This window comes from Microcoleus sp. Pol14D4, from assembly GCF_036701245.1.
Taxonomy (GTDB): domain Bacteria; phylum Cyanobacteriota; class Cyanobacteriia; order Cyanobacteriales; family Microcoleaceae; genus Microcoleus.
Genome location: NZ_JAUBQM010000026.1, coordinates 24,371 through 42,237, shown reverse-complemented (window position 1 = coordinate 42,237; position 17,867 = coordinate 24,371). Strand labels below are relative to the sequence as shown.

The following is a 17,867-nucleotide window of genomic DNA, read 5'->3' as shown; positions in this document are numbered from 1 at the left end:
TCGGCAACGAGCAATGTACGGGATGTAACGGATAGAAGAAGGAAGAAGGAAGAAAGAACAAGGGAAGAATCAAACAGGAATTAGGAATAAATTAATTTCTGTTTTCGAGCTGTTAGTCCCAAATTCTTACTACCAAATCCCGCTTCTTTCTGGCCGAAAACATCGACTGACAACTGACAAATGACAACTGACAACTGACACATAATAACTAACATGGCAGCAATCAGACCTGACGAAATTAGCAGCATTATTCGCCAGCAAATTGAGCAGTACGACCAAGACGTAAAAGTCTCTAATGTCGGTACTGTTCTGCAAGTAGGCGACGGCATTGCTCGGATTTATGGCTTGGATAAAGCCATGTCTGGGGAATTGCTAGAATTTGCCGACGGCACCGTGGGCATTGCACTGAACCTCGAACAAGATAACGTGGGTGCAGTGTTGATGGGCCAAGGCCTCGGCATTCAAGAAGGTTCGGCAGTTACTGCTACTGGCAGAATTGCTGAAGTCCCCGTTGGTGAAGCAATGTTGGGACGGGTAGTTGATGCTTTGGCCCGTCCGATTGACGGCAAAGGAGAAATTAAAACTACTGAATCTCGCTTGATTGAATCTCCGGCACCGGGGATTGTTTCTCGCCGTTCTGTTTACGAACCGATGCAAACAGGAATTACCGCTATTGATGCGATGATTCCGGTGGGAAGAGGACAGCGGGAACTGATTATCGGTGACAGACAAACCGGTAAAACTGCGATCGCGATCGACACAATCATCAACCAAAAATCGGAAAACGTGATCTGCGTTTACGTGGCGATCGGTCAAAAAGCTTCTACAGTAGCTAACATCGTCAACGTCCTGCAAGAAAAGGGCGCGATGGACTACACGATCGTAGTAGCAGCCAACGCTAGCGACCCCGCAACCCTGCAATACTTGGCCCCCTACACAGGTGCTAGCTTAGCCGAGTATTTCATGTACAAAGGCAAGCACACTTTGGTCATTTACGATGACCTTTCCAAACAAGCACAAGCTTACCGCCAAATGTCTCTGTTGCTGCGCCGTCCTCCCGGTCGCGAAGCTTATCCCGGAGACGTGTTTTACCTGCACTCTCGCTTGCTAGAACGCGCTGCTAAATTGAGCGACGATTTAGGCGAAGGCAGCATGACTGCTTTGCCAATTATCGAAACCCAAGCTGGTGACGTTTCTGCTTACATTCCGACGAACGTAATTTCGATTACCGACGGTCAAATCTTCCTTTCTTCTGACTTGTTTAACGCTGGTTTGCGTCCGGCAGTAAACCCCGGTATTTCGGTATCGCGGGTAGGTTCGGCGGCTCAAACTAAGGCGATGAAAAAAGTAGCCGGTAAGGTGAAACTGGAATTGGCGCAGTTTGAAGAACTGGCAGCATTTTCTCAGTTTGCTTCTGACTTGGATAAAGCTACTCAGAATCAATTGTCGCGCGGTCAGCGCTTGCGGGAACTGTTGAAACAGCCCCAAAGTTCGCCTCTGCCGATGAACGAACAAGTGGCTGTAATATATGCCGGTATTAACGGCTATATGGATGACATTCCTGTGGAAAAAGTCAGCAAGTTTACTGTTGGTTTGCGCGACTATTTGCGGACTAGCAAGCCGAAGTACGGCGAAATTGTTCAAGGCGGAAAAGCCTTGACTGATGAAGCTGAAAAGCTGCTGAAAGAAGGCATCACTGAATACAAGCAAAGTTTTCTAGTTTCTGCGTAGACAAGTAGGAATTTTGAACCGCAGATGAACGCGGATTAACGCAGATAATCTGAAGTTAATCTGCGTTACTCTGCGTTAATCTGCGGTTTTAATTAAGAAGATGCGGGCAAGGATGTAAGGAGAAAGTTATGGCAAATCTGAAAACTATTCGCGATCGCATTAAGTCGGTCAAGAACACTAAAAAGATTACAGAAGCAATGCGCTTGGTGGCCGCTGCAAAGGTGCGCCGCGCTCAAGAACAGGTGACTGCTACTCGACCTTTTGCCGATCGGCTGGCAGAGGTATTGTACGGTTTGGCGGAACGCTTGCAGTTTGAAAACCTGGATTTGCCGCTGCTGAAAAAACGCGAAGTGCGATCGGTGGGACTGTTGGTAGTTTCGGGCGATCGGGGTTTGTGCGGCGGTTACAACAGCAACATCATCAGATATGCGGAAAATCGCGCTAAGGAAATCAAAGCTGAAGGCTTAGACTACAAATACGTGTTGGTAGGACGCAAAGCTACTCAGTATTTCCAGCGCCGCGAACAGCCGATCGATGCTACTTACGCTAACTTGGAACAAATTCCCACAGCACCGGAAGCGGCACAAATTGCTGACGAATTGCTTTCCTTGTTCCTGTCAGGAACTGTGGACAGAGTTGAGCTAATTTACACCAAGTTTGTGTCGCTAATTAGTTCGCGTCCAGTAATTCAAACTTTGCTGCCCCTCGACCCCCAAGGTTTGGAAACTCCCGATGATGAAATCTTCCGCTTGACATCGCAAGGCGGACAGTTTCAAGTATCGCGCGAAAAGGTTGCTGCACCTACTATGAAGAGTTTGCCCCGCGACATGATTTTCGAGCAAGATCCGGCGCAAATTCTGGAGGCTCTTTTGCCCTTGTATTTGAACAACCAATTGCTGCGGGCTTTGCAAGAGTCTGCTGCTAGCGAGTTGGCGGCGCGGATGACGGCGATGAACAATGCTAGTGAGAATGCTAGCGATTTGATCGGTAGTTTGACGCTGACTTATAACAAGGCGCGGCAAGCGGCAATTACTCAGGAAATCCTGGAAGTTTGCGGCGGTGCTGAGGCTTTGAACGGTTAGGTTAGGGTTGACAATTTGTTGATTTTATGGTATGCGTCTGGGGGAACTCAGGCGCTTTTTTTATTTATAAAGTTGTTACAATTGACCACAATGTACTAACAAAGCCAAACTCAAGATTTTTTGCAGAAACCGGGTTTATGAGCGTAAATCATACCTAAATGACTTAAATTAACGCTCTGTAGCGTTTTTCGCGGAAAACGGCATTTATTGCACTCTTGCATTAGTATGCACTAAGGCATATAGTTAAAATAATGCACCTGTATGCAAAAAGCTGGTTTTTAGGCAAACTACATAAAAATGTCAAAATGTATATGTTGTAAAGCCTTGAGCCTGTATGGATGAAAACAAGACTGTGGCTATTAGAGTAGAAATGCCCCCGGAATTGCGGAACCGATTTAAGTCGGCTGTTGCTAGGGACGGTAAAAATATGAGGGATGTTTTGCTTGAATTTATGGAGCAATATGTCGTGAAGGCTGAGCAACCAAAAATAGAAGCAAGTCAAAACCAAAACAACACATAGCTGCTGCGTGCAGCGGTGGAGCGATCGCATACAGGGCAAAACATTTAGTTTTTAAACTGTAAGGGAAGTTTGAAGTGAGGAGCGATCGCGTACCGAATCCAAAGCCAGAAAACGTACACCATGTTACAGATCCCGAACTCTGTGAAAAGATGGGCGAAAAATACCACTGGCGGTTAAAAGAAATCCGAGTGACTCGTAACACCCCCCCTGATGTGGCTTGCGTGTTTGACGGGGAACAAACCTCGTTTCAGGATATGTGGCAAGATTACCAAGATTAAAGGAAAGGGAGGAAAAATGGCAAAAAAAATCTGGATTGTCTACAAAACAGAAAGCATGAGTGCTCCCGGCTGGGAAAAACGTCAGCTTATGCCGAGGGGCGGTCTCACTAATATACTTTGGGAAAATTGGACTTGGGAAGAAAACCCAGAAATTCCTCAAGTAGGGGACAAAACCCGCGATTATGAAAATCTATCTGACCCCGGTAATGGAGTTACCCACGGAAAAGATGGAGATTGGGTAGTTACTCGCGTTCAGCAGTTTTTTGCTTCTGATACTGAGGAGCGAATTGTGGTGTGTTACTGTTCTTACCAACCTGTTACATCTGATTGGGAAGTGCTACAACAAAGCGAGTCTGTCAATCAGATGCTAGCAACTGTCGAATAATATTGACTGGATAATTAGTTCGTAAAAGCGATCGACTATTCCTGCACAATTTCATACAAATCTTCGATCGACAAATCAAAAGTCCTTGCCAACTTGTGCAAGGCTGTCACATCAACTGTTGCTAATCCTGGCGATCGGGCATAGGTTCTGAGCGTGCTGTAGACTACTCCCGATCGCTCTGAAACTTCTTTCAGCGTCCAGCCCTTCTCGGCAGCGAATTCTCGCACCCGCAACTTAATTAATCCCATAACCTCTTGACAAGTGACTAATATAAGTCATAGAGTTATAATGTAAAAAGCGATCGCCCCAACGTCTGGAAAACTTAAAGACGATCGCCTATCCAAATTCAATCCCTTTACAAAAGTTTGTACTCTTTACAAAGGATTTGCTTAACATCATGTTAACAAAATTTTCGCGAAAATCAACCCCCAGACACAGATTGAGCCGGTTTGTGACGAAAGAGGCGATCGCGCGGCTGCTGAAAATCAAGGTAGAACAAATATATCGCTTCGAGTGCTGGGCGCATATCCTGTACGTGCACGCCAAAGGCATGAGTCGGTTTGTCAGTTATGCCGACTTTCCGCCTGTTTTGGGAGTGGAATCGCCCTCTGGTTTAGATTTTGGTTATTGGAAGCGCCGTTGGGCGAGTCAGAAACAGAGACACGCGCCGGATTTTTGGGTGGATTTCTATGCGGATAGATTTCATAAAGCTGTTTCTGTTTCTGAATTGTTCGAGTGGGGAAATTTGGTGGGGGTGATTAAATTGATGTTGGGGGCGATCGGGCTGGAGTCGCTGCGAAACGTTTATGCACAAGAAAAATCTCTGCTGGAACATTTTTAAATTATGACTAAAACACGGGTGATTAGAAACCGGGTTTTTTTGCAAAAATACGGCACCCCAGCCTTTAACTAAGTGAAAAACCCGGTTTCTTTGCTGTGCGTAACTCTCATAAATCCGATCTCTGCCACAAATACTCAAAAATTGGTTCAAGCTCGACTGCAACAGTTATAATTTCTCCATGCGTTTCCCTCTCTATCCCTTGTTAAGCCTATGAGTAACCTTTCAAACATCCCAGGCGATCGCGGGAATTACAGGCTAAGTCCGCTCAGTCTGCGGTTATGCGTTTGGTGGGGTTCCCGCCGTCGGAGTCGAAGCAGGCTTTGATTGAGTTGGCTGATTATGTTTTTAGTCAACTTTATTAGGTGCGATCGGGCCGTTTTAGGGAAGATAATCAAATGGTGGTTTACATCTTACCTAAAAAGTTTTATATCAATTAATTGGAGGTATTTAGGATGAATTATCAGTTTTTGTGCGACTACCCTGAAAACTTAGAAAATAAAATCAATATTTTATTAGCTTCTAAACAATTTTATTGGAGTGAAATTTATATTTTTTCTGCTTTTTTTGATGATGCTGGGGTGACCAAAGTAAAACAAATTCTTTCAGACGATTCTTTAACAGAAGATGCGAAAGTTGTGATTGCCATCGGCAGCAAAAACTTCTTTAATGAGATTAAAAATATTAAAGAAATATTAGATTTTATCAAATTAGAAAAATCAAAAAAACTTAAGAATAAATCTGTTCATTTTATATGCCCTAAGAATAACTTTCATATCAAAGCCTATTGTTTTTTAGGTCGGAGTCGGAATGTGAAGATAAAAGCTGACATTCAGATAGGTGTTTCGATCATAGGGTCATCTAATCTAACTCGGCCAGGTCTTAAATGTGAGGGAGAATTATGTATTAGTATCCACAAATTCAACTTAACAAAAACATTAATTGCTCGTTTGTCTAAGATATATATTGATTCTAATGAATATGATTTATGGGGAAAAATAATTAACGAGTACAAGAACAATCAATATAATTCATGGGTAAAAATAATTAAGGAATTTGACGAAAAAATTAATAAATATAATGGAGAGTCTTCTGAAAATCAAAATGAAGATCCCCAACCTCTCGTTAAAGCAGAATCTAAGTATGTTCAAGATCAAGCACCGATAACCAGCACACCAGGAAAGGGTAAATTCATTAAACTAGGTGTCATGACTGATAGTGTTCTTCGTGCCCAGGCAACTAATCTCGCTAATGATAGTGAGAATATAGATTGTTTTCACTCGTCACCCTCAACTATAGAGCAAGCGAAAGACGATTTTCCCGAAGGTTCTTTATGCCTATTACTAACGGAAAACAAAATACTCGAGATTGTTGAAATCAGGGATTACGAGGATAACAAACAACAGACACAAGGATGTTTTATAATATTCAAGTTTAAGGTGAAGGCGTTTTCTTATGATGATATTCGTGAAATCCTTGATAACGAAGAAGAGTATAAAAAGATAAAAAGAGCTGAAGAAGAGTATGAGGAATATATAAAAACAACGAATCAATACCCTGAATTAGAGTATGCAACTCTAAATATGTTTGAAGAAAAAGTTCAGGAATATCAGAACATGCTCGCGGATCCGAATTATAAAAAAGGGCTAGAAAAAGGTGAGGAGAAGATGCAATCAAAAATTGACGGACTATTAAAAGAAATAGAAAAAATTGATGCTCCTAGTTTAAAGGAAAGGCTAAAAAAACTCCTTTAATCCATTTAATGCGCGATCATTGTGTTCTCAATGCCAACTGAATTTTACAATGGTGATGGGATAAAATTATCGTCTTTATCGGCCATAATAGTAATAGCAGGCTTCTTGCAAAAGTGCCATTAAATGTCATAAAATCAAAGAAAATTTATTGTTTCAGAGTTTATACTTATCTTAAGTCTTTGCTAAAAGTTTAAGTAACTTCTTTGCTGGTAAGCCTGTAAGATGGCATATTGAAGGAACTAGAGATAGTGTGAGTATTAGGGTAATAGTAGAACCTGATGGGAGAGGAATCATTAAAGCCTTCCCTACTAACCTACCCAAAAATCCCTAGAAATATTGTCAGGAGCAAAACAAATGTTTGACAAGAAAATTGTAGAAAGTAAACTCAATGAAATCATTAATGTCGTGAAACCACAACTGTCAGATACTCAAATATAATTTTTGGTTTCACATCTTCATGCGGGCGAGTGGAATTTAGCGTTAGAGACTTTGTGCGATATTCTCATTGAAGAAGAAATTACCATAGATTTAAAGGCTTATGAACTATTGCAAGAAGTGGGAAATATCTTGAACATGGAACGAGAAACTTGGGAAATGTTAAAAGTCCTAGTAAATGCTTAATATCGGTAATGAGAATACTCGACTGGCTATAATAGTATCAGCGAATATGCAAAAGCGAGGAAATAACTATGGTCACTGCTACTGCTGCACAGAAGAATTTTACTTTAGAAGACTTCATGGCCAATCCCCCCGACAACATGGAATGGGTGGACGGACAACTCGTGGAGAAAAATGGAGCCACGCTCAAGCATGGTAAAATTCAATCAAGCCTGGGTTGTGCTTGGTCAAATTACATGATTTCCAGCAAACAAGGAGGAGAAGTTTATATTTCACCACCTTGCCGCACCAACCGACAAATTCGCCGCCCCGATGTCGCTTATCTCACACCCGAATTAGTTGCACAATTTGGCAATCTTGCCACTTTACCCCAAAGTTTCCCTTTAATTGCCGAAATAGTTTCACCCACCGATATAGCTGAAGATGTCTTTCTCAAAGCACAGGAATATTTAGAATTTAGCTCTCAGGAAGTCTGGTTAGTTTTTCCCGAAAGTCGTTTAATATTCGTGATGACTCAAAATCAAATATTGACATTTCGATCCGGCGATACCGCCAGCACCCAACAAATCCTCATAGGTTTTAGCATCGAGGTCGATCGATTGCTAGCTTAAACTAAATTCTACAACCTTTCATGTAGCAGCACGCGACACAAAACTCTCCTCTACCCGTTGCACCAGTGCTGAAATCAAATTGCTACAATATGTTTAAGACTCCCCCAGTCCGCCTTCGCGGACTTCGTTTGTAGAGCATCGAAATTCTCTTCGGTGGTATTGAATTAATATCCCACCCTTATCGGAGCAAACCGCCATGTCAGACGACTTTTCCTTAGACGAGCTTTTAAATAGAAGTTACTACGCCTTCAAAGACGCAGAAAACCAAGTGGGACAGTGCAATGTTTTAGTCATCGGCAAAACCGGTGTCGGCAAAAGTACCCTAATAAATTCCGTTTTTCGCCAACGCTTAGCAGAAACCGGAGTCGGCCGCCCCATAACTCAAGGCATTCGCCAATATACAAAACCGAATTGCCCAATTACAGTCTACGATACTCCCGGACTCGAACTCAACGCCGAACAAATTAAAGTTATTCAATTAAACGTTGCTAAACTGATTGAAGACCAAAGACTCCTGCACCCAAAAGAACACATTCACGTCATTTGGTACTGCATCAATCACAGCGCCAATAGAATAGAATCTGTGGAGGAAAGCTGGCTAAAAGAAATGGAAGTCAAAGATGTACCAGTTCTTTTAGTGCTGACTCAGACGACATCTAAAAAGCCGGGCGAGTTTTTCAAGCAACTGGAACACATGAATTTGCCAGTCAGTCAAATCATCCCGGTCATGGCTGAACCGGAAGAAATAGATGAGGATTATACAGTAAAATCTCACGGCTTAGATAAGTTGGTAGATGCAACTTTTCAACTGCTGCCGGAAGTAGCTAAAAAAGCTTTTGTTAAAGAACAAATTGCAAATATTGCGCTCAAATCCGATATGGCATTTAAGTATCTAAGTGCTTATGTTGCAGGTTCTGCAATTGTCGGGGCGACTCCTGTACCGTTTGCTGATGCGCCGATTTTGATGACGATGCAAACGGCAATGATTGCTAATATTACTGTAATTTTTGGAATGCCCTTTGATAAGGGGTTTATTTCGGCGATGCTGTCTGCTATTAGCGGCACAGGCGGTGTGACTGCTGTTGGCAGAAGTATTGTTACTAATTTGATTAAAATGATTCCTGGTGCGGGTACTGTTGTCGGCGGTGCAATCTCCGGGGCAACGGCAGCAACTCTCACGCTTGCCCTCGGTTTGGCTTACATTGAAGTGCTTAAAGCTTACATGAAAGCTCAAGTTAATGGCGAACAACTTTCTTTGCAACAGTTAACCAAGATGTTTGTGGAAATGTACAAGGAGTATGCTAGTTCTGGGCGTAAAACTTTGAAGGATGAGCCACCGAATCAACCTAAGCCTCCCAATCAAATTAATATTGAGTAAATTGGGCATGGGGCATGGGGCATAGGGCATAGGGCATAGGTTATTTGTTAGTTCCAATTCCCAATTCCCAATTCCCAATTCCCAATTCCCCATTACCAATTGATTGCTACAATATCAGTGAATTATGCAAAAAGGAGTAAATAGCTATGGTAATGGCAGCAGTTTTATCAGAAAATGTTTCTCTAGAAGACTTTATGGCTAATCCCCCCGACGATATGGAATGGGTGGACGGGCAAATCGCGGAGAAAAATGGCATGACAGTAAAACACAGTCGAATCCAATCTAGACTAGATCGTTCTTGGGGAAATTACAAAGATTCTAGCGGACAAGGAGGCGAAGTTTATACAGAAGTTCCTTGTCGTACAGACAGGCGAGTGCGCCGTCCTGATGTAGCTTATCTGACTGCTGAACTTGTTGCTCAATATGGCGATGTTCCTACTTTGCCTCAAAGCCCGCCGTTAATTGCAGAAATAGTTTCTCCTACTGATATTGCGGAAGAGATTTTTCTTAAAGCACAAGAGTATTTAGATTCGGGTTGTCTGGAAGTTTGGATAGTTTTTCCAGAAAGTCGCTGGATAATGATAATGACTCAAACTCAAAAGTTAACTTTTAACCTGGGTTCTACAGTCAGCACTCAGCTAGTGCTGCCGGGTTTTAGTGTTGCGGTTGATGAGTTGTTGGCTTGAAGGCAAAAAATTAATTAGGTATAAGTGCTTTGTGGCACAGTTCGGCCGTGAGGCTTGTAATAATTTGTGAAAAAGTCATTGACAAAATGCCACTCGCTCGCCCAGCCATTTAATAAAAAAAATTATCAATAAAAAATGGAGTTGTAAAATTGCAAAAAAGCACAAACAGCGGTAAAATACTGATTGCTTTGTTTCCAAATCTAGCGTAAATTCCAATTGGGGAATTAAAACCAATAATTGAAATATGTCTAAGACTTACACTGTTGAATTGATCCACCAAGGCTCTACCTATACCGTAGAAGTACCCGAAGATAAACAAATTCTCCGCGCCGCCAACGCCGCCGGCATTGAGTTGCCGAGTTCTTGCAATGCGGGGGTTTGTACTACTTGCGCTGGTAAAATTATTGAAGGGAAGGTCGATCAAGCTGATGGTATGGGCGTTAGTCCGGATCTTCAGGCAGAAGGTTATGTGTTGCTGTGTGTTGCTTATCCCCGATCGAACTTGAAGATAGAAACAGAAAAAGAAGACATTGTGTACGATCGCCAATTCGGTAAATCTTAGGACTAAGCTAAAATTGACCTAAGTACCGTTAGCGGTAAAACCACTATGGATCGCCCTATGACCACCCATTTCATTTCCGCAGAAGTTGACCTCCACGAGACTGCCGAGCAACTGCACTCGGCTATTGAAATTGAACTGCAAAAGTACGGCGAACCCCTGCGGTGGGCAGTCACAGACGTGGATGTCGATCGGCAAAAGGCTGTGGTAGAAGGCTACGTGCTCGTGGAAGCATCCCCCGCAACACCGTGAACCCCCGCCCTTTGACAGTGGTTTTGATAGTCCCCACAGGCGTTGGAGCCTCGATCGGTGGGTTTGCAGGAGATGCGCTGCCGGTGGCTAGGGCGATCGCCCAAATTTCAGACACCCTGATCACTCACCCCAACGTCCTCAACGGCGCTCAAATTTATTGGCCGATACCTAACGCTCTCTACGTTGAAGGTTACGCCCTTGACAAATTTGCTGCCGGATGCTGGGGACTCCAACCAGTACATCAAAATCGCATCGGCTTAATCCTCGATGCTGGCATTGAATCAGACTTGCAGTTGCGACACTTGCAAGCGGCTGATGCAGCGAGAGCTACATTGGGTTTGAATATAACTGATTGTGTTTTAACCGATCGCCCTCTGCAAGTAGAATTGCGTATTTCTGAATCTGGGGCATCCTGGGGAACCATCGGCAATCCCGACAGTTTATTGCGCGCTGCAGAAAAATTGATCGAACAAGCAAGAGTAGAGGCGATCGCAGTTGTGGCCAGATTTCCCGACGATGAAGGCAGCATCGCCCTAGAAAACTACCGCCGCGGCAAAGGAGTTGACCCCCTCGCCGGCGCGGAAGCTGTCATCAGCCACCTCATCGTCAGGACGTTTAAAATCCCCTGCGCCCACGCCCCGGCGCTTTCGCCACTTCCCCTCGATCCGCACCTGTCCCCGCGATCGGCTGCTGAGGAAATCGGCTATACTTTCCTACCTTGCGTCCTTGCCGGCCTCAGCAAAGCTCCCCAATTGGTAGCGCCAGAAAGCCAGCAGCACAATCAATTATCAATTACCGCCGATCGAGTGGATGCGGTGGTGATACCCGCCACAGCCTGCGGGGGCAGTTCTATTCTGAGTTTGAGCGGGCGATCGTCGGTACAAATCATCGCTGTGGGGGACAACAAAACCCAGATGCAGGCGACTCCAGAAAAACTCGGAATCAAAGCTTTGCAGGTAAACTCATATTTAGAGGCGATCGGAGTTTTGGTCGCTTTGCGAGCAGGCATCAGTCCAGCTTCCTTGGGTGCAGACATCTCCTCCCTGCGTTGTTTGTCTGACTCAACAAAACAAATCTAAAATCTCAAACCTCAAATCTAAAAGTGATTAAGTGGCAGAAAAACTTCCCGGAAATCCTGAAATTGAACCCTTGACGCGCACCCAAGTTTTAGTAGCAATGGGCGTGACAGCAATTATGTTGCTGGCGGTAGCTAAATTGTGGTTGCTATTTGGATCGGTATCGCTTTTGCCAGTCAAATTGATAGGAATGGACTTGCTCAAAGGATGTGCGCTCGGACTGGCAATTACAGGCGGCAGTGCGATCGTTTATTACCTTTGGCCGGGTTATCGCCGGAGTGCAGACGTTTACTTGGAAGTAGTGCTCAAACCTTTGTTTTGGCCTGATTTAATTTGGCTGGGACTGCTGCCGGGACTTAGCGAAGAATTGCTATTTCGAGGCGTGATGCTGTCTGCTTTAGGATTGAATGTTACCAGTTTAGTTTTATCGAGTTTTTGTTTTGGCATTCTGCACTTGGGAGGCATCGATCAGTGGCCTTATGCTGTTTGGGCAACGGCTGTTGGATTGCTGTTGGGTTACAGCGTTTTAGCTACTGGGAATTTGTTAGTGCCAATTACGGCTCATATCTGTACGAATTTGATTTCTAGCTGTGTTTGGAAGTGGGAACACAATCTGGTGAAGCGGTAGCTCGATCGCAATTCCAAAGCGATTGAAATCGCGTCTGCGCGGAATATAGCAATAAATGCCAACGCGCAAGGGGGTTTTTAGATTGAACGAGCCGCGAAGACGCTAAGGGCGCGAAGAGGAAGAGTTCACAGAGGTGAAAAGGTTTTAACCGCCGATTTTTATCTTTGTTAAGGCAGTTTGTAGCTGCTCGATCGCACGATCAACTCACCTTGACTGGGATCGCGGCTGAAGATAAAAGCTCCTTCTTGAGTTTCGCCGCTTGACAAAAAATCAATTTGCTGGTCGCCAGATTCCAAGACTTCGCCGTTGACGCGCAGTTCGGCAATAATTTGCACTGATTCGGCCGTTTCGCCGCCCGTGTTTGTCACTGTAAACGGTACGTAAAATTGCCCTTGATTTTTGCGAATAGGCGTGTTGCGAGTGACAGAAATAATCGGAGGTTCCTGCTTTTTAGTCACCCAGTTGTAGAGTACGAGCCCGGTGATGGTAAAAAGGATCGAGCAGGCGATCGCAAATGTCACCCATTCAGCAGGAGTTCTTTTTTTTTGCTGTTCGTTATTACTTTCACTCATACTGCCAACCTCCCCGCCGCGCCGCCAATAGTCGCCGGCAATCCCAATACTAACGTATAGTTCAACCAAATCGACCACGGGTCGTCAAAACTGAGTTTGTGGAAGAAAAACATCATAAATGCAGAAGCCACCAGCGACACTAAATAGGCCATGACAGTTTCGCTGAGGGGACGCTGAAAAATCCCTTGCTGCTGCTGCCGTTTTGCTTGATAAGTAAAGCCTGCTACAAATACAATACCGTAGGAAATTAGCAGCGAGGCGGCGATAATTGCTAATTGCCAAGGCGGCGAAATACCTGCCGCTAGCATGGGAATTTCGTCTGTTGGGGCGATGTTGAAAGCAATGATCATCGCCCCAATTAAAGTAGCGCCAATATCTGCTAAAGTTTGGTTAATCTTAGGTTCGCTGTCGCTGTCTGAACTTTGATAGCGATCGCCGCTCAAGAAACCGCTTGCTAAGGCGACTCCCAACGCAAACGGCAGGCCTTCAAAGATGATTTTCCCCAGAGTTTCTTGCAGTGGAGTCTCCGGCGTAATTTCCCGGAGCAAAAACAGGATCAAAGCCGCGCAGACAATACCGATCGCGATCGCTTCTACGGTATCGATGGCAGCTTCTAGCCAGCGAATGTCTTTAGTTTTGCGAAAACCTTCAGTGCGAGTCAGCAAGAAAACCACGATAAAAGTAGTTGCGATCGCGATCGACATTTCCGCTGGTTTAGTATGCGAACCTATCCACCAAACCTCCATCGTATAAAGCAGGGGAATTCCGAATAAAAAGCCGCCCGATGCACCTCTAATGATGTCGTTTAGTTCATTTGACCACTGATTTTTACGTCTTTTTGATTTCTTCATTTTTTAGTGAAAACGCACCTCAAAAATTTGGCAAGTAAATATTTTTTTAAACCAGCTCAAATAGAATACCATATTTGTTGTATTCTTTCTCTAACTTGCGTCCAGTCGCTAGCGGTTAAAATTCCCAAGCGACGATTGACCAAACGCTTTTCTATTGTGTTCACCTTATGCAGCCGAACCACTGACGAACGCAACAAACCTGCCTGCTCCCATTCTACAATCTCAACATCAAAAACAGTCCTAGTTGTTTGACTTGTCACTCGTGCAACAACAATATCTTCATCTCCTGTATCCAAAAGTACCAGCACAGGACGGAGTTTTGATGTTGTTACATCGGCAAAAGGTAGTGCCAGTAAGAGAACTTCTCCTGATTGATAATTGGGCATATTTCAAATATTGTCGTAGATAGCATCTTCCTCGCTGTAGCCAGCTAATAATTGCTCAGCAGCAAGGATCTGCCAAGCAGCGTTTTCCTCTTCTGTATCAGTTGGTTCTTGCACCAGAACAATAACTCGGACTTCTTGGTTAACTGCCAAGTATTTTAAGAGAGTATCGGGAAATTCTATTTTCCCTTCATCTGTGACTTTTGCGGGAAACTCGTAGGCTTTCATGGTAGGTTTGAATCTGTATTTAACAAAATTATGTTAAGGCAGTTATAGTGCCAGTTTAATCTCAGAATACTCTCCCAAAGCTTCGTTGACAACAATCAGTTTTCCTTGACTATCCGCCCCTAATTGTTGATTGGCATTGAGTAATTCAATTCCATAAATAGTACCGTCTGGGGCAATGTCCACATTCATTTGATCGCTAACCTGGATAGTGTTTACCTGTGCGGTTTTTTCTTTCAGGTATATATAAGCTACGTTGTATGTCGGATCGTAAGTTAGTTTCACCGGAACCTCCTGCTAAAAAAAATTGACAATTACAGCGCTCATCATCCTGTCTTCGTCTTCCTTAGCTGCGATCACCTCCACTTTCTTCATAGCATAAATTTTTCCCTGCCACTCAGCATTGAAGGAAAAGTTGCGCCTAAATCCGGTTCTGCCAAATTGAGCCGGAAAAGTTGTGCCACTTTCAACAGTAGCAATTACTTCTGCCTCAGTTGCACCTCGCTCAATCAATCGTGCTTGAGCATGGGGATGTAATCTAACGCTCACGTTGCTATTACCTCCTTTTTGCCTCTTTATTTTTGCACTAACTTAATTCACCACAGCCGCGCATAAGCATCAAAATAAAGGCATCAGTGTCAAACAACCTCATTTCATCTACTTCTTAAACTCTTCTAGCGGTTAGTCAAAATCCTCGGACATCCAAACCATTCCTTTAGCACTCCCTGCTTTGGATGGCCAGCGCTTCTTATTAGCTGGCGGTATTCCTACCAATTTTACAACAGGCTGGTTATCTTGAGTAATCCCAATTTCTTCCCCTCTCCTCGCCGCTTCGATTAATTCTCGAAGCTTTTCTTTTGCCTCAAGAATGTCTAATTTATACATAATTCGTGCCTCCTTACTCTCAATTCCCAACATTACAATTCTAACTCAATTAAACAAATCCTCTTCCTCCAAATCAACCGACTGCAATTCCATATCAGCAGACTGCAACTGAGCCGGAGTAGCCGGAATCGCCGCAATAATTGCATCGATTACCTTCGCCACCGGAATAATCTCCATCCCCAACTCAGGCACCGGTTGATTCTTAGGAATAATCGCCCTTTTGAAACCCAATTTTGCCGCTTCCCTCAGCCGCAATTCTAATTGTGAAACCGGCCGCACCTGTCCTCCCAAACCCACTTCCCCAAGCAAAACAGTGCGCGCATCAACCACCCGATCGCGAAAACTGGCCACAACGGCGATCGCAACTGCCAAATCCGCCGCCGGTTCGTCCACCTTCAACCCGCCCACCGTCGCCAAAATCACATCTAATTTAGATAAAGGAATCCCCACCCTTTTCTCCAAAACAGCTAAAATTTGCTGCAATCTAGCATTGTCCACACCAGTAGTAGTGCGGCGCGGCGAACCAAAACTCGCAGGGCTGACTAATGCCTGAATTTCTACTAAAATCGGTCGAGTTCCTTCGCAAGTAACCGTCGTCGAAGTACCGGGAGAAAATTCATCTCTATTCCCTAAAAACAACTCCGACGGATTATCTACTTCTCGCAAACCGTTGGCTACCATTTCAAAAACACCGATTTCGTGAGTAGCGCCAAAACGGTTTTTCATCGATCGCAAAAGTCGATGAGAAGCAAAGCGATCGCCCTCAAAATACAGTACAGTATCTACCAAATGTTCCAAAACCCTCGGCCCCGCCAAAGCTCCATCTTTCGTAACGTGACCGACAATAAATAAAGTAATATTTTCCCTTTTCGCTACCTGCATCAAAGCAGATGTACATTCCCGCACCTGAGCCACCGAACCCGGAGCCGATGTTAAACTAGCAAAATAAATAGTTTGGATGCTGTCAATCACCGCCACATTCGGTTTCAGCGCTTCCAACTCCCGCAAAACAACCTCTAAATCCGTCTCGGGAAGCAAGTAGAAATTCTCCGCTGACTTGTCCTCGGAATCCTTTTTAGCTTCCCCGTTACTGCCAGATTTATGCCCGCCGTTGCTTGACAATTCAACCGGATTAGCCACGCCCAAACGCTGCGATCGCAACTTCACCTGCTGGCCGGACTCCTCCGCACTGACATACAGTATCCGATCCTTGCGGGCCAACATATTTGCCACCTGCAACAGCAGCGTCGATTTCCCGATTCCCGGTTCCCCCCCAATCAACACCAGCGAGCCCGGAACAATCCCGCCTCCCAAAACTCGATCGAGCTCCCCGTAACCAGAAGGCCAGCGAGACTGAGTTTGGTCGGAAATCTGCGATAATCTGAAAGATACCCTGGGTTGACCCTTCGACTTATCAGGGGGCGAACCGCCCACTGTCTTAGTTGTCACCCCTGTTAAACCAGCCCGCGACACACCAACAGTAGGTTGTTCTAACTGCTCGTCAAAAGAATCCCACTTCTGACAGCTAGGACACCTGCCAAAATATTGTGGTGAATCATACCCGCATTCCCGACAAATATATTGTATTCGAGGCTTAGGCATTGTTTACTATGATAAATAGTCACCCTAACATTTAGAAAAGTCTGAGTTAAAGCAATTATCAAGCTTTCAGACCGATCGCCACACATGATTCAATTTGTGTCTTCTATGATAGGGTACAAAAAAATAACATTATCTGAAATGTAACTTAAGGAGTGCTCGGTAACTTGGAAAACCATAAAGAAAAAATTCTGGTAGTCGATGACGAAGCCAGTATCCGCCGCATTCTGGAGACTCGCCTTTCCATGATTGGCTACGATGTCGTCACCGCTGCTGACGGCGAAGAAGCTCTCGAAACATTTCGCAACACCGAACCCGACTTAGTGGTTTTGGACGTGATGATGCCGAAGCTAGACGGTTACGGCGTCTGTCAGGAGTTGCGCAAAGAGTCAGACGTACCCATCATCATGCTAACTGCTTTGGGAGACGTAGCCGATCGCATCACCGGTTTAGAATTGGGCGCCGACGATTACGTCGTCAAACCTTTCTCTCCCAAAGAACTCGAAGCCCGCATCCGTTCGGTACTGCGGAGGGTGGACAAAAACGGCGCATCGGGAATTCCCAGTTCCGGAGTCATCCACGTCACCAATATTAGGATTGACACCAACAAGCGCCAAGTTTACAAAGGCGACGAACGAATTCGCCTCACGGGCATGGAATTCAGCCTGTTAGAACTGCTGGTCAGCCGTTCTGGAGAGCCTTTTTCGCGATCGGAAATTTTGCAGGAGGTGTGGGGATACACGCCAGAACGCCACGTAGACACCCGCGTAGTGGACGTTCACATCTCGCGGCTGAGGGCAAAGTTGGAAGACGACCCCAGCAATCCCGAATTAATTCTCACCGCCCGCGGCACCGGCTATCTGTTCCAGCGAATTGTCGAAATTGGAGAAGTAGGATAAAGTCAGTTGGCAGTTGGCATTAGCTTAGTCGCGGGAAGCCCCGCGCCAAACATGGTA

At 44.7% G+C, this 17,867-nt stretch carries 25 protein-coding genes; 16 read left to right on the top strand and 9 right to left on the bottom strand.

What is annotated here, in order from left to right; translation table 11 throughout:
• The first annotated feature begins 213 nt into the window (after positions 1–213).
• The 5 genes from atpA to QUA33_RS12110 all read left to right on the top strand — a co-directional run bounded on the left by atpA (position 214) and on the right by QUA33_RS12110 (position 3,996).
• Positions 214–1,731: a F0F1 ATP synthase subunit alpha gene (gene atpA, locus QUA33_RS12130; RefSeq protein WP_333037344.1), complete on the top strand. Its 1,518-nt coding sequence runs from the start codon at positions 214–216 to the stop codon at positions 1,729–1,731.
• Between the two features lie 128 nt (positions 1,732–1,859).
• Positions 1,860–2,813: a F0F1 ATP synthase subunit gamma gene (locus QUA33_RS12125; protein WP_333148802.1), complete on the top strand. Its 954-nt coding sequence runs from the start codon at positions 1,860–1,862 to the stop codon at positions 2,811–2,813.
• Positions 2,814–3,147: 334 nt separating this feature from the next.
• Positions 3,148–3,333 (top strand): hypothetical protein, encoded by a 186-nt coding sequence (locus tag QUA33_RS12120; RefSeq protein WP_333148801.1) that lies wholly within the window; start codon positions 3,148–3,150, stop codon positions 3,331–3,333.
• A 74-nt stretch (positions 3,334–3,407) separates the two neighbouring features.
• Positions 3,408–3,611, top strand: a complete 204-nt coding sequence (locus tag QUA33_RS12115) for a hypothetical protein (protein ID WP_190657376.1) — start codon at positions 3,408–3,410, stop codon at positions 3,609–3,611.
• Between the two features lie 16 nt (positions 3,612–3,627).
• A complete protein-coding gene (locus QUA33_RS12110; RefSeq protein ID WP_333148800.1) occupies positions 3,628–3,996 on the top strand; it encodes a hypothetical protein in 369 nt (122 codons plus the stop codon).
• Between the two features lie 35 nt (positions 3,997–4,031).
• Here QUA33_RS12110 and QUA33_RS12105 read toward each other — a convergent pair whose 3' ends face one another.
• A complete protein-coding gene (locus QUA33_RS12105) occupies positions 4,032–4,244 on the bottom strand; it encodes a helix-turn-helix transcriptional regulator (RefSeq protein WP_332958465.1) in 213 nt (70 codons plus the stop codon).
• A 149-nt stretch (positions 4,245–4,393) separates the two neighbouring features.
• On the opposite strand from QUA33_RS12105, the gene QUA33_RS12100 reads away from it, so the two are divergent.
• The 10 genes from QUA33_RS12100 (at position 4,394) to QUA33_RS12055 (ending at position 12,396) form a co-directional block, all read left to right on the top strand.
• On the top strand, positions 4,394–4,837 hold the full coding sequence (locus QUA33_RS12100; protein WP_333148799.1) for a hypothetical protein: 444 nt from the start codon (positions 4,394–4,396) through the stop codon (positions 4,835–4,837).
• A 452-nt stretch (positions 4,838–5,289) separates the two neighbouring features.
• Positions 5,290–6,588 carry a hypothetical protein gene (locus tag QUA33_RS12095; RefSeq protein ID WP_333148798.1) on the top strand — a complete coding sequence of 433 codons (1,299 nt, stop codon included), beginning with the start codon at positions 5,290–5,292 and terminating at the stop codon, positions 6,586–6,588.
• 441 nt (positions 6,589–7,029) lie between these two features.
• A complete protein-coding gene (locus tag QUA33_RS12090; protein WP_333148797.1) occupies positions 7,030–7,209 on the top strand; it encodes a MafI family immunity protein in 180 nt (59 codons plus the stop codon).
• A 68-nt stretch (positions 7,210–7,277) separates the two neighbouring features.
• Positions 7,278–7,817 carry a Uma2 family endonuclease gene (locus tag QUA33_RS12085; RefSeq protein ID WP_333148796.1) on the top strand — a complete coding sequence of 180 codons (540 nt, stop codon included), beginning with the start codon at positions 7,278–7,280 and terminating at the stop codon, positions 7,815–7,817.
• Positions 7,818–8,013: 196 nt separating this feature from the next.
• Positions 8,014–9,195, top strand: a complete 1,182-nt coding sequence (locus QUA33_RS12080) for a GTPase (RefSeq protein ID WP_333094362.1) — start codon at positions 8,014–8,016, stop codon at positions 9,193–9,195.
• Between the two features lie 146 nt (positions 9,196–9,341).
• Positions 9,342–9,881, top strand: coding sequence for a Uma2 family endonuclease (locus tag QUA33_RS12075; protein ID WP_333094364.1), 540 nt, complete (start codon positions 9,342–9,344; stop codon positions 9,879–9,881).
• Positions 9,882–10,125: 244 nt separating this feature from the next.
• Positions 10,126–10,443: a 2Fe-2S iron-sulfur cluster-binding protein gene (locus tag QUA33_RS12070; RefSeq protein ID WP_333037336.1), complete on the top strand. Its 318-nt coding sequence runs from the start codon at positions 10,126–10,128 to the stop codon at positions 10,441–10,443.
• Positions 10,444–10,500: 57 nt separating this feature from the next.
• A complete protein-coding gene (locus tag QUA33_RS12065) occupies positions 10,501–10,692 on the top strand; it encodes a hypothetical protein (protein ID WP_015175652.1) in 192 nt (63 codons plus the stop codon).
• Positions 10,689–11,771: a DUF3326 domain-containing protein gene (locus QUA33_RS12060; protein ID WP_333148795.1), complete on the top strand. Its 1,083-nt coding sequence runs from the start codon at positions 10,689–10,691 to the stop codon at positions 11,769–11,771. The genes QUA33_RS12065 and QUA33_RS12060 overlap by 4 nt, the downstream gene beginning before the upstream one ends.
• A 31-nt stretch (positions 11,772–11,802) precedes the next feature.
• Positions 11,803–12,396 (top strand): CPBP family intramembrane glutamic endopeptidase, encoded by a 594-nt coding sequence (locus QUA33_RS12055; protein WP_333148794.1) that lies wholly within the window; start codon positions 11,803–11,805, stop codon positions 12,394–12,396.
• Positions 12,397–12,563: 167 nt separating this feature from the next.
• Here QUA33_RS12055 and QUA33_RS12050 read toward each other — a convergent pair whose 3' ends face one another.
• From QUA33_RS12050 to radA, 8 genes are all read right to left on the bottom strand, one after another.
• Positions 12,564–12,968 (bottom strand): TIGR02588 family protein, encoded by a 405-nt coding sequence (locus tag QUA33_RS12050; RefSeq protein WP_333148793.1) that lies wholly within the window; start codon positions 12,966–12,968, stop codon positions 12,564–12,566.
• Positions 12,965–13,819 carry a TIGR02587 family membrane protein gene (locus tag QUA33_RS12045; RefSeq protein ID WP_333148792.1) on the bottom strand — a complete coding sequence of 285 codons (855 nt, stop codon included), beginning with the start codon at positions 13,817–13,819 and terminating at the stop codon, positions 12,965–12,967. The genes QUA33_RS12050 and QUA33_RS12045 overlap by 4 nt, the downstream gene beginning before the upstream one ends.
• 56 nt (positions 13,820–13,875) lie before the next feature.
• The gene (locus QUA33_RS12040) at positions 13,876–14,205 is read right to left on the bottom strand and encodes a type II toxin-antitoxin system PemK/MazF family toxin (protein WP_333148791.1); all 330 of its coding nucleotides are present in this window, start codon (positions 14,203–14,205) and stop codon (positions 13,876–13,878) included.
• 3 nt (positions 14,206–14,208) lie between these two features.
• On the bottom strand, positions 14,209–14,430 hold the full coding sequence (locus QUA33_RS12035; RefSeq protein ID WP_333148790.1) for a hypothetical protein: 222 nt from the start codon (positions 14,428–14,430) through the stop codon (positions 14,209–14,211).
• 42 nt (positions 14,431–14,472) lie between these two features.
• On the bottom strand, positions 14,473–14,712 hold the full coding sequence (locus QUA33_RS12030) for a DUF2283 domain-containing protein (protein WP_333148789.1): 240 nt from the start codon (positions 14,710–14,712) through the stop codon (positions 14,473–14,475).
• Between the two features lie 12 nt (positions 14,713–14,724).
• Positions 14,725–14,976, bottom strand: coding sequence for a hypothetical protein (locus QUA33_RS12025; RefSeq protein WP_333148788.1), 252 nt, complete (start codon positions 14,974–14,976; stop codon positions 14,725–14,727).
• A gap of 132 nt (positions 14,977–15,108) precedes the next feature.
• Complete coding sequence (locus QUA33_RS12020) at positions 15,109–15,312, bottom strand: type II toxin-antitoxin system prevent-host-death family antitoxin (RefSeq protein ID WP_333148787.1); 204 nt, start codon at positions 15,310–15,312, stop codon at positions 15,109–15,111.
• A gap of 45 nt (positions 15,313–15,357) precedes the next feature.
• Positions 15,358–16,914, bottom strand: coding sequence for a DNA repair protein RadA (radA, locus tag QUA33_RS12015; RefSeq protein WP_333148786.1), 1,557 nt, complete (start codon positions 16,912–16,914; stop codon positions 15,358–15,360).
• Positions 16,915–17,078: 164 nt separating this feature from the next.
• On the opposite strand from radA, the gene rpaB reads away from it, so the two are divergent.
• On the top strand, positions 17,079–17,810 hold the full coding sequence (gene rpaB, locus QUA33_RS12010) for a response regulator transcription factor RpaB (protein WP_071587789.1): 732 nt from the start codon (positions 17,079–17,081) through the stop codon (positions 17,808–17,810).
• The last annotated feature ends 57 nt before the right edge of the window (positions 17,811–17,867 follow it).

Excerpts from the sequence above, each read along its gene's own strand:
- QUA33_RS12075 (WP_333094364.1), top strand. The coding sequence starts at position 9,342 with ATGGTAATGGCAGCAGTTTTATCAGAAAATGTTTCTCTAGAAGACTTT.
- QUA33_RS12065 (WP_015175652.1), top strand. The coding sequence starts at position 10,501 with ATGACCACCCATTTCATTTCCGCAGAAGTTGACCTCCACGAGACTGCC.
- QUA33_RS12085 (WP_333148796.1), top strand. The coding sequence starts at position 7,278 with ATGGTCACTGCTACTGCTGCACAGAAGAATTTTACTTTAGAAGACTTC.
- QUA33_RS12105 (WP_332958465.1), bottom strand. The coding sequence starts at position 4,244 with ATGGGATTAATTAAGTTGCGGGTGCGAGAATTCGCTGCCGAGAAGGGC.
- QUA33_RS12040 (WP_333148791.1), bottom strand. The coding sequence starts at position 14,205 with ATGCCCAATTATCAATCAGGAGAAGTTCTCTTACTGGCACTACCTTTT.
- QUA33_RS12020 (WP_333148787.1), bottom strand. The coding sequence starts at position 15,312 with ATGTATAAATTAGACATTCTTGAGGCAAAAGAAAAGCTTCGAGAATTA.
- QUA33_RS12050 (WP_333148793.1), bottom strand. The coding sequence starts at position 12,968 with ATGAGTGAAAGTAATAACGAACAGCAAAAAAAAAGAACTCCTGCTGAA.
- QUA33_RS12080 (WP_333094362.1), top strand. The coding sequence starts at position 8,014 with ATGTCAGACGACTTTTCCTTAGACGAGCTTTTAAATAGAAGTTACTAC.
- QUA33_RS12100 (WP_333148799.1), top strand. The coding sequence starts at position 4,394 with ATGTTAACAAAATTTTCGCGAAAATCAACCCCCAGACACAGATTGAGC.
- QUA33_RS12035 (WP_333148790.1), bottom strand. The coding sequence starts at position 14,430 with ATGAAAGCCTACGAGTTTCCCGCAAAAGTCACAGATGAAGGGAAAATA.
- radA (WP_333148786.1), bottom strand. The coding sequence starts at position 16,914 with ATGCCTAAGCCTCGAATACAATATATTTGTCGGGAATGCGGGTATGAT.
- QUA33_RS12110 (WP_333148800.1), top strand. The coding sequence starts at position 3,628 with ATGGCAAAAAAAATCTGGATTGTCTACAAAACAGAAAGCATGAGTGCT.
- atpA (WP_333037344.1), top strand. The coding sequence starts at position 214 with ATGGCAGCAATCAGACCTGACGAAATTAGCAGCATTATTCGCCAGCAA.
- QUA33_RS12120 (WP_333148801.1), top strand. The coding sequence starts at position 3,148 with ATGGATGAAAACAAGACTGTGGCTATTAGAGTAGAAATGCCCCCGGAA.
- QUA33_RS12045 (WP_333148792.1), bottom strand. The coding sequence starts at position 13,819 with ATGAAGAAATCAAAAAGACGTAAAAATCAGTGGTCAAATGAACTAAAC.
- QUA33_RS12125 (WP_333148802.1), top strand. The coding sequence starts at position 1,860 with ATGGCAAATCTGAAAACTATTCGCGATCGCATTAAGTCGGTCAAGAAC.
- QUA33_RS12070 (WP_333037336.1), top strand. The coding sequence starts at position 10,126 with ATGTCTAAGACTTACACTGTTGAATTGATCCACCAAGGCTCTACCTAT.
- QUA33_RS12095 (WP_333148798.1), top strand. The coding sequence starts at position 5,290 with ATGAATTATCAGTTTTTGTGCGACTACCCTGAAAACTTAGAAAATAAA.